Source organism: Azospirillum terrae, from assembly GCF_053470425.1.
This window is the reverse complement of record NZ_JBPXMR010000001.1, coordinates 137,736-151,532: the sequence shown is the minus strand read 5'-3', so window position 1 is coordinate 151,532 and position 13,797 is coordinate 137,736. Positions and strand designations below refer to the sequence as shown.

11 protein-coding genes are annotated in these 13,797 nt (G+C 68.4%); 9 read left to right on the top strand and 2 right to left on the bottom strand.

Annotation, left to right across the window (positions count from 1 at the left end; genetic code table 11):
* The 8 genes from ACSVDD_RS00695 (at position 1) to ACSVDD_RS00660 (ending at position 9,696) form a co-directional block, all read left to right on the top strand.
* Positions 1–1,284 carry a family 4 glycosyl hydrolase gene (locus ACSVDD_RS00695; protein ID WP_448187362.1) on the top strand — a complete coding sequence of 428 codons (1,284 nt, stop codon included), beginning with the start codon at positions 1–3 and terminating at the stop codon, positions 1,282–1,284.
* A 36-nt stretch (positions 1,285–1,320) separates the two neighbouring features.
* Complete coding sequence (locus ACSVDD_RS00690) at positions 1,321–2,658, top strand: GH1 family beta-glucosidase (RefSeq protein ID WP_448187361.1); 1,338 nt, start codon at positions 1,321–1,323, stop codon at positions 2,656–2,658.
* A gap of 62 nt (positions 2,659–2,720) precedes the next feature.
* Positions 2,721–4,553 carry an ABC transporter ATP-binding protein/permease gene (locus tag ACSVDD_RS00685; protein WP_448187360.1) on the top strand — a complete coding sequence of 611 codons (1,833 nt, stop codon included), beginning with the start codon at positions 2,721–2,723 and terminating at the stop codon, positions 4,551–4,553.
* A gap of 67 nt (positions 4,554–4,620) precedes the next feature.
* Complete coding sequence (locus tag ACSVDD_RS00680; RefSeq protein WP_448187359.1) at positions 4,621–6,669, top strand: molybdopterin-containing oxidoreductase family protein; 2,049 nt, start codon at positions 4,621–4,623, stop codon at positions 6,667–6,669.
* Between the two features lie 77 nt (positions 6,670–6,746).
* Positions 6,747–7,739, top strand: a complete 993-nt coding sequence (locus tag ACSVDD_RS00675) for an ABC transporter substrate-binding protein (RefSeq protein ID WP_448187358.1) — start codon at positions 6,747–6,749, stop codon at positions 7,737–7,739.
* Positions 7,740–7,742: 3 nt separating this feature from the next.
* Positions 7,743–8,498, top strand: coding sequence for an ABC transporter permease (locus ACSVDD_RS00670; RefSeq protein WP_448187357.1), 756 nt, complete (start codon positions 7,743–7,745; stop codon positions 8,496–8,498).
* Complete coding sequence (locus ACSVDD_RS00665) at positions 8,407–9,210, top strand: ABC transporter ATP-binding protein (protein ID WP_448187356.1); 804 nt, start codon at positions 8,407–8,409, stop codon at positions 9,208–9,210. The genes ACSVDD_RS00670 and ACSVDD_RS00665 overlap by 92 nt, the downstream gene beginning before the upstream one ends.
* A gap of 189 nt (positions 9,211–9,399) precedes the next feature.
* Complete coding sequence (locus ACSVDD_RS00660) at positions 9,400–9,696, top strand: hypothetical protein (protein ID WP_448187355.1); 297 nt, start codon at positions 9,400–9,402, stop codon at positions 9,694–9,696.
* Between the two features lie 89 nt (positions 9,697–9,785).
* On the opposite strand, the gene ACSVDD_RS00655 is transcribed toward ACSVDD_RS00660, so the two are convergent.
* Positions 9,786–11,531, bottom strand: coding sequence for a PQQ-dependent methanol/ethanol family dehydrogenase (locus tag ACSVDD_RS00655; protein WP_448187354.1), 1,746 nt, complete (start codon positions 11,529–11,531; stop codon positions 9,786–9,788).
* A gap of 159 nt (positions 11,532–11,690) precedes the next feature.
* Positions 11,691–12,539 carry a substrate-binding periplasmic protein gene (locus ACSVDD_RS00650; RefSeq protein WP_448187353.1) on the bottom strand — a complete coding sequence of 283 codons (849 nt, stop codon included), beginning with the start codon at positions 12,537–12,539 and terminating at the stop codon, positions 11,691–11,693.
* Positions 12,540–12,626: 87 nt separating this feature from the next.
* Between ACSVDD_RS00650 and pedA1 the strand changes: the two genes are divergently transcribed.
* The gene (gene pedA1, locus ACSVDD_RS00645) at positions 12,627–13,796 is read left to right on the top strand and encodes a lanthanide ABC transporter ABC transporter substrate-binding protein PedA1 (protein ID WP_448187352.1); all 1,170 of its coding nucleotides are present in this window, start codon (positions 12,627–12,629) and stop codon (positions 13,794–13,796) included.
* The last annotated feature ends 1 nt before the right edge of the window (position 13,797 follow it).

The window sequence follows — 13,797 nt, the reverse complement described above, 5'->3', positions numbered from 1 at the left end:
ATGGCGAACATCGGCAAAATCGTCTTCATCGGCGCCGGCAGCGCCGCTTTCGGGCTCAGCCTGTTCCAGGATCTGTTCACCACCAAGGCGCTGGCGGGCTGCACGCTGACGCTGGTGGACACCAACACCGACGCGCTGGAGCGCATGGCGGCATTGGGCCGTGTGCTGAACCGCCGGGGCGAGGCCGGGATCGTCATCGAGACGACGACCGACCGCCGCGCCGCGCTTGTGGGGGCCGACTTCGTCCTCAACGCCATCGCCATCGACCGCAACCGGCTGTGGAAGCTGGATTTCGAGGTGCCGAAGAAGTACGGCATCCGCCACACGCTGGGCGAGAACGGCGGCCCCGGCGGGCTGTTCTTCACGCTGCGCACGCTGCCGCTGATCTTCGACTTCGCCCGCGACATCGAGGAGCTGTGCCCGAACGCGCTGTTCATCAACCTCTCGAACCCTGAGAGCCGGGTGATCATGGGCCTGGGCAAGTACAGCCCGATCAAGGCCATCGGCCTGTGCCACGGCATCTTCCTGGCGCGCTGGTTCATCGCCCAGATCCTCGGCATGAAGGAGCCGGAGATCGACGTCTGGGGCGCCGGGCTCAACCATTTCCAATGGCTGATGCACATCCGCGAAAGGGCGACGGGCCGCGATCTCTACCCGCTGCTGCGCGAGCGCGAGGCGACGCACGACCCGTCCTTCACGCCGCTGGCGCGCCGGCTGTTCCACGCCTTCGGCCTGTGGCCGACGTGCAGCGACGACCACACCGGCGAGTACCTGCCCTACGGCTGGGAGGCCGGCGAGCACGGCTTCAACTTCGACGAGGACGAGCGCGGGCGGGTCATCCTCAAGGACCTGATGGACGGCGTCATCGACGGCTCGAAGCCGATCCCCGACGACTGGACCAAGCCGTCCTGGGGCGAGCGCGCGGTCGCGGTGATCGAGGGCATTCTGCACAACGAGAAGCGCTTCATCGAATCCGCCATCGTCTACAATCGGGGAGTCATCCCCAACCTGCCGGCTGATCTGGCGGTCGAGGTGCCGCTGATGGCGGATGCAGCCGGTGTCCATCCGGTGTCGCTCGGCCCACTGCCCGACCCCATCGCCAAGCTGCTGACGGTGCAGGCCGGCGTGCAGCAACTGGCCGTCGAGGCGGCGGTGCACGCGTCGAAGGAGTTGGCGCTGCAAGCCCTGCTCATCGACCCGGTCATCACCTCCTCCACCGCCGCCGTGCAGATCCTCGACGAGCTGTGGGAGGCGAACAAGCCGTACATCCGGCGGTGTGTCTAGCCGCCCAAAACCAAATTCTCCAGCGAGGGACATGTCATGGCCGTCAACACTTTCCCCAAGGATTTCCTGTGGGGCGCCTCGACCTCCTCCTACCAGATCGAGGGCGCGCTCGACGCCGACGGCCGTGGGCCGTGCGTGTGGGACACCTTCACGGCGGCCGGCAAGATCCAGGACGGCACCAGCGCCGCCAAGGCGTGCGACCACTATCACCGCTGGCCGGAGGACGTGGCGCTCATCAAGGACGCGGGCTTCAACGCCTACCGCTTCTCCCTCGCGTGGCCGCGCATCCTGCCCACCGGCACCGGGGCCATCAATGAGAAGGGCCTGGATTTCTACGACCGGCTGGTCGATGGCCTGCTGGCCGCCGGTATCCGGCCGATGGCCTGCCTGTACCACTGGGATCTGCCGCAACCGCTGGAGGACGCCGGCGGCTGGCAGGGCCGCGAGATCGTCGGCCCGTTCGCCGAGTACGCGCGCATCGTCGCCAACCGCCTCGCCGACCGGGTGAAGGACTGGATGATGCTGAACGAGCCCAACGTCGTGGCGATCTTCGGCTACGGCGTCGGCGAGCACGCGCCCGGCCACAAGCTTGGCGAACAAGGCATGCTCCGCGCGCTGCACCACCAGAACCTTGCCCAGGGGGCGGCGCTGCGCGCCATCGCCGCCGAGCATTCCGGCCTGACGCTCGGCACCGTGCTGAACCTTCAGCCCTGCCGGGCCGAGTCCGACAAGCCCGAGGACGTCGCCGCCGCCGCTCGCTGGGACGCGGTGTGGAACCGCGTCAACCTCGACGGCGTGCTGCGCGGGCAGATCCCGGCGCTGCTCGCCGAGAAGATGCGGTCCTTCGTGCTGCCCGGCGACGAGGCGGCGATTCGCTATCCCATCGACCTGCTGGGCATCAACTACTACTCGCGCATGACCATGAAGCACGAAGAGGGGCACCCCTTCGACGTCTGGTGGGGCGACGCGCATTGCGACCGCTGGACCGCCATGGCGTGGCCGGTGCAGCCCGACGGCCTGTACGATCTGCTGACCGAGCTGAAGCGCGACTACGACAACCCCGCCGTCTACATCGCCGAGAACGGCTCGGCCTATGTGGACGTGGTGGACGCCGATGGACAAATCCATGATTCCGAGCGCGTCGCCTTCTTCCGCGACCATCTGGAGTCGGTCGCCCGCGCCACGGCGGAGGGCTGCAACGTCAAGGGCTATTTGTGCTGGAGCCTGCTCGACAACTTCGAATGGGCGTACGGGCTGGACAAGCGATTCGGCATCGTGCGGGTCGATTACGACACCCTGCAACGCACGCCCAAGGACAGCTACCGCTTCCTCAGCGCGACGGCGAAGGCCGGCCGCATCGTGGAACAGTTTTGAGATAAAAATTCGGCATCAACGCTTCCTTCGGTACTCCATTGGTATAGGTTGGACATACATCGATGGGACCGGAGCCGGTAATGCCGACCAGCGCACCAGACAGCGCACCAGATCAGCCGAAGCCAGGATTCTTCGGCCGGTTCCTAGGCCTCGTCCGGGGCTATTGGTGCAGCGAGCGGAAATGGACGGTGCGCCTGATGGCGGCGGCGCTGCTGGTGCTGACCATGGGTCAGGTCACCGTGCCGGTGCTGATCAATCTGTGGAGCGAGCGGCTGTTCGACGCGCTCGAACAGCGCTCCATGGATGGTTTTCTGCTGATGATCGGCGCGGTCGGCGCCATTATCGTCTTCAACATCGTGATCGTCACCCTGCACCTCCAGGTCAAACGGCGGCTGCAATTCGGCTGGCGGCAGTGGCTGACGCAGAATCTGCTGGATGATTGGCTGTCGCGCGGCCGGCACCACCAGATCACCTATCTGCCCGGTGACCACGACAACCCCGATGGCCGCATCGCCGAGGACATCCGCATCGCCACCGAGGTCGCCATCGACCTCGGCCACTCGCTGACCTATTGCGTGATGCTGCTGATCAGCTTCACCAACATCCTGTGGATGCTCTCGGGCGCGCCGGAGGTGACGGTGTTCGGCAGCACGTTCACGGTGCCCGGCTACCTGCTCTACATCGCCCTGCTCTACGCCGCGGCCGGCACCACCATCGCCATGGTCGTTGGGCAGCCGCTGGTGAACGCGGTCAACCACCGGCAGGGCCGTGAGGCGTCCTTCCGCTTCGGCCTCGCTCGGGTGCGCGAGAACGCCCCAGCCATCGCCCTGCTGCACGGCGAGTCCCAGGAGCGCTCCCAGTTGGTGGAGCTGTTGCAGGGCGTGCGCACGGGCTGGACCGGGCAGACCCGCGCGCTGGCCAACATGATGGTGTTCAGCGCCACCTATTCGGTGCTGTCCGCCGCCTTCCCGATCCTGGTGGCGGCGCCGCGCTACATCTCCGGGGCGATCTCGCTGGGCATGCTGATGCAGACGGCGCAGGCCTTCCAGCAGACTGTCGCGGCGCTGTCCTGGCCCATCGACAATCTGCCGCGCGCCGCGGAGTGGAAGGCCTCGGTCGAACGCGTACTGAGCCTGCAGGACGCGCTGGCCCGCCTCGACCGCGAGGTCGGCGGCGAAGGGACGGAGCGCATCGTCGTCGACCGTTCGGACGCCGAGCACTCGCTGTCGTTCCACAACGTCGCCCTGGCCGAACCCGATGGCCGGATCGTCATCAAGCCGTTCGACCTGGAGGTCCAGCCCGGCGAGCGCGTGCTGATCGTCGGCGATCCGGGGGCGGCGGTCCGGCTGTTCCGCGCGGTCGCGCGGGTGTGGCCATGGGGTCAGGGCCGCATCGCGTTGCCGGCCCACACGCGCGTCTTCTTCATGCCGGAACGCCCGTACCTGCCGCGCGGCCCGTTGCGGGCGGCGCTCAGCTACCCGGTCGGGCCGGAGAAGGTCAGCGATGACGAGGCCAAGGCGGCGCTGAAGCGCGTCGGGCTGGAGCATCTGGCCGACCGCCTGGACGAGGAGACCACCTGGGACGAGGAACTGGCGGTGGCCGAGCGGCAGCGCCTGGGCTTCGCCCGCCTGCTGATCCGCCGGCCGGACTGGATCTTCATAGAGGACGCCACCGACGCCCTCGACCCCTACGGCGAGGAGGAGATGCTGCGCCTGCTCGACGAGGAATTCTCGAAGGCGACTCTGCTGACCATCGGCAGCCACCTCAGCCTGGAAGCGCACCACCAGCGCAAGCTGGTGCTGGAACGGGCCAACGGCGCCGTGCGCCTGCGCGAGACCGCGGTCACTCCGGTGTCCGCTCCGTGCCGGCCCGCGGAGGGATCCCCAGTGGCCTGATGCGGATACGGGGGTTGAATTCCGTCGGCCATCGTATGACTTTGGCCGGAACAAGGAGTGTCCGCCGTTGAAGCCCGCCCTGCACACCCGCGCGTCCGCCTGCCCGCACGATTGCCCGTCCGTCTGCGCCCTTGAGGTGGAGGTCATCGACGGCACCCGCATCGGCCGCGTGCGCGGGGCGGCGGACAACAGCTACACGGCTGGCGTGATCTGCGCCAAGGTGGCGCGCTACGCCGAGCGCATCCACCACCCCGACCGGCTGACCCAGCCGCTGCGCCGCACCGGGGCGAAGGGATCGGGCGACTTCGCGCCGATCTCCTGGGACGACGCGCTGGACATCGTGGCCGAGCGCTTTCTGGAAGCGGAGCGGCGCTTCGGGCCGGAAACCGTGTGGCCGTACTACTACGCCGGCACCATGGGTCTGGTGCAGCGCGACGGCATCAACCGGCTGCGGCACGCCAAGCGCTATTCGGGCTTTTACGGGACCATCTGCACCGCGCCGGCGTGGGCCGGGTACATGGCGGGCACCGGCCGCCTTGCCGGCGCCGATCCGCGCGAGATGGCGAAATCCGACCTCGTCGTGATCTGGGGCACCAACGCCGTGTCCACCCAGGTCAACGTGATGACCCACGCCGTGCGCGCCCGCAAGGAGCGCGGGGCGAAGATCGCGGTGGTGGACGTCTACCGCACGCCGACCATGGAGCAGGCCGACATCCCGCTGCTGATCCGGCCCGGCACGGACGGCGCCCTGGCCTGCGCGGTGATGCATGTGCTGTTTCGCGACGGCTTGGCCGACCGCGACTACCTCGCCAGCCACACCGACGATCCGCAGGGGTTGGAGGCGCATCTGGCATCGCGCACCCCGGCGTGGGCCGAGGCCATCACCGGGCTCCCCGCCGCCGACATCGAGGCTTTCGCCCATCTGGTCGGCCGCACCAAGCGCAGCTTCTTCCGGCTCGGCTACGGCTTCACGCGGTCGCGCAACGGTGCGGTGAACATGCACGCGGCGCTGAGCATCCCCGCGGTCACCGGCGCGTGGCGGGTGGAGGGCGGCGGCGCCTTCCACACCAACAGCGGCATCTACCACTGGGACAAGACGCTCATCGAGGGGCTCGATCTGCGCGACCCGTCCGTGCGCACGCTCGACCAGTCGCGCATCGGCCCGATTTTGGACGGCGACGCCGACGCGCTTGCCGGCGGGCCGCCGGTCACCGCCCTGCTGATCCAGAACACCAACCCGGTGACCGTGGCGCCCGACCAGACCCGCGTGCGCCGCGGCTTCGCCCGCGAGGATCTGTTCACCTGCGTGCACGAGCAGTTCCTGACCGAGACGGCGCGCATGGCCGACATCGTGCTGCCGGCGACCATGTTCATGGAGCACGACGACCTCTATCAGGCCGGCGGCCACCAGCACATCCTGCTCGGGCCGAAGCTGATCGACCCGCCCGGTGAATGCCGCCCGAACCACGCGGTGATCGCCGCACTGGCCGCCCGGCTGGGCGTGGACCACCACCCCGGCTTCCGCATGACCGAGCGCGAGGTGATCGATGCCACGCTGCGCCGCTCCGGCTGGGGCACACTGGAGGCGTTGGAAGCCGCTCGTTTCCACGACGTGCAGCCGGATTTCGAGACGGCGCATTACGTCGACGGCTTTGGCTGGCCGGACGGACGTTTCCGTTTCCGGCCCGAGTGGCCGGGTGACTCGCTGCCCGTCTACCCCGACCATTGGGCAGCCATCGAGGAGGCCGACGACGAGCACCCCTTCCGTCTGGTCACCGCCCCGGCGCGCAATTTCCTCAACAGCTCGTTCACCGAGACGCCCAGCTCGCAAGGTCGGGAGGAGCGCCCATCGCTGCTCCTGCACCCCGACGACGCCCGGCCGCTGGGCATCGCCCACGGCGATGCGGTCGAGGTGGCGAACGGGCGTGGCGCGGTCATCCTGCACGCCCGGCTGTTCGACGGCGTGCGCCGCGGCGTGGCGGTCGCGGAGTCGATCTGGCCGAACCGCGCGCATGAGGGCGGGCGCGGCATCAACACGCTGACGGGGGCCGACGCCGTCGCCCCCCTTGGCGGCGCCGCCTTCCACGACAACCGCGTGCGGGTCCGCAAACTCTGACGGTCAAGTTGCCCGAAGGTCCAATTCCGCCACTGCGGCACTACCTGATACCCTAAAGGGCTTCGGGGGAAACGCACATGAATGGTGGCTTTCTGAGACGGTTGGCGGCTGCGGCGTTTGCGCTGCTGGCGAGCCTGTCGGCGCCCGCCATGGCGGCAGAGCGGCCGACGCTAACGGTCGGCGTGCTGAAGTTCGGCACCGCCAGTTGGGAACTGGACACCATCCGCCACAACAAGTTCGACGAGGCCGCCGGCTTCACGCTGAAATTGGTCGAGCTTGCCAGCAATCAGGCGACCCAGGTCGCCTTGCAGGCCAAGGGGGTGGACATGATCCTCTCCGACTGGCTGTGGGTGGCGCGCCAGCGTGCGGCGGGGGAGCCCTTGTCCTTCATCCCGCATTCCGCCGCGGTCGGCACGCTGATGGTGCCAGCCAAGTCGCCCATCGCCAGCGTCGCCGACCTGCGCGGCACGCGCATCGGCGTGGCGGGCAGCCCCATCGACAAGAGCTGGCTGCTGCTCAAGGCTTATGCCCGCGACCGCCACGGCCTGGATCTGGACGCCGACACCAAGCCGATCTTCGCCGCACCGCCGCTGCTGAACCAGAAGATCGCGTCCGGCGAACTCGACGCCGTGCTCAATTTCTGGCCCTATGCCGCCCGGCTGGAAGCGCAGGGCATGCGCCCGGTGATCGGCGTGGAGGATCTGATGCGCGGGCTGGGCGCCACGGCCACCGTGCCGTCCGTCGGCTTCACCTTCCGACAGGATTGGGCCGAGGCCAACCCGGCGCTGCTGGCCGGCTTCCTCGCCGCCTCCCACCGCGCCGAGGAACTCCTCGCCACGTCCGACGCGGCTTGGGAGCGGCTAAAGCCGCTGATGCAGGCGGAGGACGACGCGACCTGGGCGCGCCTGCGCGACCGCTACCGCGCCGGCATCCCCGCCCACTGGGGCGACGCAGAGCGGGCGGAGGCGGCGCGGCTCTACGCCCTGCTCGCCAAGCTCGGCGGGCGGCAACTGGTCGGCGACTCACCCACCCTGCCGGACGGCACGTTCTGGCCGTCCGCACGTTACTGAGCCATGAACCGCACCGCCATCCCGCTGCTGTCCATCGCGTTGCTGCTGGTGCTGTGGCAGGCCGCGGCGCTGCACGCCGGCAGCCGGGTGCTGCCCGGCCCTGATGTGGTGTTCACCGTTCTGCTGCGCGAGACGGCGGATGGGGCGCTGCTGCACCACCTCGGCATCACACTGCTGCGCGTCGCGGCGTCGTTCGTGCTGGCGATGGCGGTGGGCGGGGCGCTGGGGATGCTGCTCGGCCGCTCGCGCGGCGCTGACCGGCTGTTCGGGCCGTGGCTGGTGCTGTTCCTCAACATCCCGGCGCTGGTGGTCATCGTGCTGGCCTATGTGTGGTTCGGCCTGAGCGAGGCGGCGGCCATCGGCGCCGTCGCCGTCAACAAGATCCCCAACGTGGTCGTGCTGGTGCGCGAGGGCGCCCGCGCCGCCGACGAGCGCTATTGGGAGCTGGCCCAGGTCTACCGCTTCACGCCGATGGACCGGCTGCGCCATGTCCTGCTGCCGCAACTCACGCCCTACTTCGCCGCGGCGGCCCGCTCCGGCCTGGCGCTGATCTGGAAGATCGTGCTGGTGGTCGAGATGCTGGGGCGCAGCGACGGGGTGGGGTTCCAGATCAACCTCTTTTTCCAGATGTTCGATGTCGCAGGGATTCTCGCTTACACGATCGCCTTTGTGGCCGTGGTCCAGGTCCTGGAGTACGCGGTCCTCCAGCCCGTCGAGTCCCGGCTCCTGCGCTGGCGGGCGGTGCGCGCTGAGGCTTGAGATCCGCTCCAAGCGCTATGGCGCCACCGAGGCCCTGCGCGACGTCCGCCTGGACGTGGCGCCGGACGAGGTGGTGGCTCTGGTCGGCCCGTCGGGCTGCGGCAAGACGACGATGCTCAACATCGCCGCCGGTCTGGACCGCGCCTTCGACGGCCGGGTCGAGCGCCGGCCGCGCGCCGACGGCCGGGAGTCCACCCTCGGCTACGTGTTCCAGGACCCCCGCCTGCTGCCCTGGCGCACGGTGCGGGAGAACATCGCCCTGGCGCTGCCGAAGGCGGAGCGGCACAGCGACCGGATCGACGCGTTGCTGGACATCATGGAACTGACCGGCCGCGGCGACCGCTTCCCGCAGCAGCTTTCGCTGGGCATGGCGCGGCGGGTGGCGCTGGCGCGGGCCTTCGTGGTCGATCCCGACCTGCTGCTGATGGACGAGGCGTTCGTCTCGCTGGACGAGCCGACCGCTCAGCGCCTGCGCACGCTGCTGGTCACCATGCTGGAACGGCGACCGACCGCCGTGCTGTTCGTCACACACAATTTGCGCGAGGCGCTGGGGCTGGCCGACCGCCTGCTGGTGCTGTCCCCCTCCCCCGGCCGCGTCGTCGCCGAGGTGCCCGTCCCCCTGCCCCGCGCGAAGCGCGACACGGCGGTGGTGGAAGCGTTGCGAGCCGAGTTGCTCGCCCGGCCGGAGCCGGAATTCCGCGTTCTGGCGTGACGCGGCGGTGAGCCGTCTCGATTCACACGTACCCTTGTCGTTACCGCTCACATACAACACTTATATTATTGGGTTCTTGACGCACCGAAGCCCGTGCCTTTCATGGACATTCGAAGCGCATTCGGAAGCTTGCGCGTATGGGCTGGTCTGTCCATTTCCGTTCTTTTGCTCTGCGGTTGTGCCGCTGGAATGGCCGCCAACGTCGTTTCAATCGGCATGTCGGGCAAGTCTGTCAGCGAGCATGTCCTGGATGTGATTACCGGGGCGGATTGCAACTTCTTCCAAGCAGCCACACACGCCGGACGCAACATCTGTGAACCGCGCGAGACCGCGGCAACAACGCCCGATGTCCAGGCGCTCTCCGACCCCGGCACTGCGCCTGAAGGTCCAAGCGCCGTTCCAATCGGTGCCGTTGGCCCCAGCGGTCCCTTCAATCCAGGCCCGGCCGGCGATCCTGGCGGACCATCCCTTGACGGCCTCTATTGAGGGCGTGCACCAGCGCCACCAACAAAAAAAGCGGGCCGGATCGCTCCGGCTCGCCCTTCTTTGTCCGCCCTTCTTGGTCCGAGGTTCGATCAAGCCTTCGGCAGCTTGAACACCCACATCGAACCGCCCTGGTTGATGTCCTTGACCAGCTTGGCCACGTCGCCGCCCCACAACGGGACCGCACCGCCCCAACCCGAGGCCACGGCGACGTACTGCTCGCCGTCCATCTCCCAGGTGATCGGGCAGCCGACCACGCCGGAGCCGGTCTGGAACTTCCACACTTCCTTGCCGGACTTGGCGTCGAAGGCTTTCAGGAAGCCCTCGGGCGTGCCGGTGAAGACGAGGTTGCCGGCGGTGGTGAGCACGCCACCCCACAGCGGCGCCGGGTTCTTGTACTCCCAGACGATCTTGCCGGTCTTCGGATCGATCGCCCGCAGCGCGCCGATGTAGTCGTTGTACAGCGGCTTGATGGTGAAGCCGGCCCCCAGATAAGCCGCGCCCTTCTTGTAGGCGATCGGCTCGTTCCAGATGTCCATGCCCCACTCGTTGGCCGGGACGTAGAACATCTCGGTCTTCGGGCTGTAGGCCATCGGCATCCAGTTCTTGGCGCCCAGGAAGGCGGGAGCCGCAAACACCGACTTGCCCTTCTCGGCCGCTTCCGGCGCACCGGGACGGTTGTCGTCGATGTAGACCGGGCGGCCGGTCTTCACGTCGATTTCCTTGGCCCAGGTGATCTTGCTGACGAACGGCGAGGCGTTGATCAGCTTACCGTTGGTGCGGTCGATGACGTAGAAGAAGCCGTTGCGGTCGGCCTTGGCGCCGGCCTTGACGGTCTTGCCATCCTTGTTGAGGTCGAACGAGACGAACTCGTTGACGCCGTCAAAGTCCCAGCCGTCGTGCGGCGTGGTCTGGTAGTGCCACTTGATCTCGCCGTTGTCCGGATTGATCGCCAGCGTCGACGACGTGTAGAGGTTGTCGCCCGGCCGCAGGTGCGAGTTCCACGGCGCCGGGTTGCCGGTGCCGAAGAACACCGTCTTGGTCTCCGGATCGTAGGTGCCGCCCAGCCACGTGGCGCCGCCGCCGGTCTTGTACAGGTCGCCCGGCCAGCTGGCGTTCAGCTTGCCGGTCATGGTGGATTCCTTGCCGTTCAAGGTGCCCACGTTGCCCTCGACCGTCGGGCGCTGCCAGATCAGCTCGCCGGTCTCGGCGTCGCGCGCCTCGACCATGCCGATGATGCCGAACTCGCCGCCCGAGTTGCCGGTGATGACCTTGCCGTCGACGATCAGCGGCGCCGCGGTGTTGGAATAGCCGGCCTGATAGTCGGCCAGCTTCTTGTTCCACACCACCTTGCCGGTGTCCTTGTCGAGCGCCACGAGGCGCGCGTCCAGCGTGCTGAAGTAGATCTTGTTGCCGTAGATCGCCGCACCGCGGTTGACCACGTCGCAGCAGGGCATGATGCCGTCCGGCAGGCGGTGGTCGTACTGCCACTTCTTCTGCCCGGTGCGCGCGTCCACCGCGTACAGGCGCGAGTAGGAGCCGGTGATGTACATGACGCCGTCATGGACCAGCGGCTGCGTCTCCTGCCCGCGCTGCTTCTCGCCACCGAAGGAGAAGGACCAGACCGGGACCAGCTTGCCGATGTTTTCCGACGACAGCTTGGTTAGCGGGCTGAAGCGTTGGCCCTGCGTGCCGAGGCCGTAGCTGAGCACGTCGCCGGTCGTGGACGCGTCCTTCAGGATGTCGTCGGTGGTGACCCCGGCGGCGAACGCGCCGGACGCCGCGACGCCGACGGCCAGACCGGTCGTCAGAGCCATGGTGAAAATCAAACGCTTCATACTGCGGTACCTCCCATGAAGGACTTTTGCAAAGGACCCCCCGATTCGCGCTGTAATCTTGCGGAGAGATGTTCTTTTGTTTGGATGCCCGCGCAGTCTAAGCAGCACCACCATCCCAGCAATTGGCAAATAGTAGGAGGGCGCAATCCAGCGTCTTGGTCACTCCACCGGAATCGGCGTGTGCGTCACGCCATACCGGCGGAAGATCGCCGCCATCGTCCCGTCCTCCAGCATCGCCGTCACCGCGTCGCCCACGGCGTAGGTGAGGTCGCGGGCGTTCTCGCGCGTCGCCATGCCGATGTCCCAGCTCGATGCCATCATCCCCGGCAGCCGCACATTGTTGATGGGTAGGCCAGCGTCCACCCCGCCCAGCGCGCCTTCGATGTGGCTGCGCGGAGCCAGCACGGCGGCCACCTCGCCACGCTTCAATGCCTCGACCGCGTCCTTGGGCGACGGGAAATGCACGACGTGCCGGCGCAGCCGGCCACCGCCGGCGCCCAGCAGGTAGAAGTCCGGGATGCTGTCGATCTCCACCCCGATGGGCTCCTCCGGCAGTTCGGTCAGCGAGGCGGAGGGCACGCGCTCGGTGTTGCGGACCAGGGCGAACAGTTCCCGCTGGTATGGCGCGAACAGCACGGCCTCGGGGTTCTGCAGGCCGAATTCCTTGTTGTAAGGGATGTGCATCATGATGTCCGCGATCTCGCCGCCGAACAGGCTGCCGCGCCAGACGGCGACGCGCAGATCGTCGGACACCGCCTCGCCCGCGGTGTGTTCGTACAGGTCGGGCTTGACGTTCAGCCGCTGGGCGATGGCCTGGGTCAGTTCCACGTCGATGCCCTTCAGCACCCCGCCCTCGCGGTAGGAGAAGGGGTGGAAGTCGCGGTAGACGGCGACGCGCAGGCGGTTGCGCTCAATCACCTCGTCCAACGGACGGGCGTGCGCCGTCCCGGCGGTGAGCGCGGCGGCACCGAGAACGGTGAGGAAGCGGCGGCGGTTCGGATCACGCATGTCCGTGAGAGTGCCACCGCTCCGCGCCGCCAATAATTGGACTTTGGTACAATGCCCGGCCCGCGCTGGCGCCGTTACACTGCCGTCATGCGCTTTCCCGCCCTTTCCCTGCTGACGCTCGCCCTGCTCCTGGCCGGAGCGCCGGCGCGTGCCGATGAGTCGGTGCTGCGCATCGGCTATCTGACGCAATTGGTCGAGCCGCCGCCCTCGCTGTCCTCCCCCGACGATCCGGTGCCGGACGAGGGGCTGATGGGGGCCAGGCTCGCCATGGCCGACAACGCGACCACCGGCCGCTTCCTCAAGCAGCGCTTCGAGCTGGACGCCGTGACGGTGCCCGTGGACGGCGACGTGGCGGCGGCGTTCGGTGAGTTGGCGGCCAAGGGCGACCGCTTCGTCGTGCTGAACTTGCCCGGCGACGCGGTGGCCCGGCTGACCGGGCCGGCGCAGGCCGCGGGCGTGCTGTTGCTGAACGCCGGTGCGCCCGACGATGCGCTGCGCGCCGAGGCGTGCGCCCGCAACCTGCTGCACGTGACGCCGAGCCGCGCCATGCTGGCCGACGCGCTGGCGCAGTTCCTCGTCAAGAAGCGCTGGACCAAGTGGCTGCTGGTGGTCGGCCGGCAGCCGGCCGACGCACTGTACGCCGCCTCCATCCGCCGCGCCGCCAAGCGCTTCGGCGCCCGCATCGTCGAGGAGAAGCGCTGGACCGCCGAGAGCGACGTCAACCGCACCGCCGAGGCCGAGGTTCCGGTGTTCACGCAAGGCCCCGCTTACGACGTGCTGGTGGTGGCCGACGAGATCGGCGAGTTCGGCGAGTACCTGCCCTACCGCACCTGGGACCCGCGCCCGGTCGCCGGTACGCAAGGGCTGGTGCCGACCTCCTGGCACCGCACGCACGAGCAGTGGGGGGCGGCGCAATTGCAGAACCGCTTCAAGGCGCTGGCCGGCCGGACGATGACCGCCCGCGACTTCGACGCGTGGACCGCCGTCCGCATGGTGGGCGAGGCGGCGACGCACCAGCGCTCCACGGACGCCGACACGCTGGCCGCGCACATCCGCAGCCCCGCCTTCACCATGTCGGCCTTCAAGGGCGTGCCGCTCGGCGTCCGGCCGTGGGACGGGCAGCTTCGCCAGCCGGTTCTGCTGGCCGCCGACCGCTCGCTGGTGTCGGTGTCGCCGCAGGACGGCTTCCTGCACCCGAAGACCGAGTTGGACACGCTGGGCTACGACGAGCCCGAGACCGGCTGCAAGCCGCACTGAT

Coding starts and splice junctions, on each gene's coding strand:
- ACSVDD_RS00695 (WP_448187362.1), top strand. CDS start 1: ATGGCGAACATCGGCAAAATCGTCTTCATCGGCGCCGGCAGCGCCGCT.
- ACSVDD_RS00690 (WP_448187361.1), top strand. CDS start 1,321: ATGGCCGTCAACACTTTCCCCAAGGATTTCCTGTGGGGCGCCTCGACC.
- ACSVDD_RS00685 (WP_448187360.1), top strand. CDS start 2,721: ATGGGACCGGAGCCGGTAATGCCGACCAGCGCACCAGACAGCGCACCA.
- ACSVDD_RS00675 (WP_448187358.1), top strand. CDS start 6,747: ATGAATGGTGGCTTTCTGAGACGGTTGGCGGCTGCGGCGTTTGCGCTG.
- ACSVDD_RS00670 (WP_448187357.1), top strand. CDS start 7,743: ATGAACCGCACCGCCATCCCGCTGCTGTCCATCGCGTTGCTGCTGGTG.
- ACSVDD_RS00660 (WP_448187355.1), top strand. CDS start 9,400: ATGGCCGCCAACGTCGTTTCAATCGGCATGTCGGGCAAGTCTGTCAGC.
- ACSVDD_RS00655 (WP_448187354.1), bottom strand. CDS start 11,531: ATGAAGCGTTTGATTTTCACCATGGCTCTGACGACCGGTCTGGCCGTC.
- ACSVDD_RS00650 (WP_448187353.1), bottom strand. CDS start 12,539: ATGCGTGATCCGAACCGCCGCCGCTTCCTCACCGTTCTCGGTGCCGCC.
- pedA1 (WP_448187352.1), top strand. CDS start 12,627: ATGCGCTTTCCCGCCCTTTCCCTGCTGACGCTCGCCCTGCTCCTGGCC.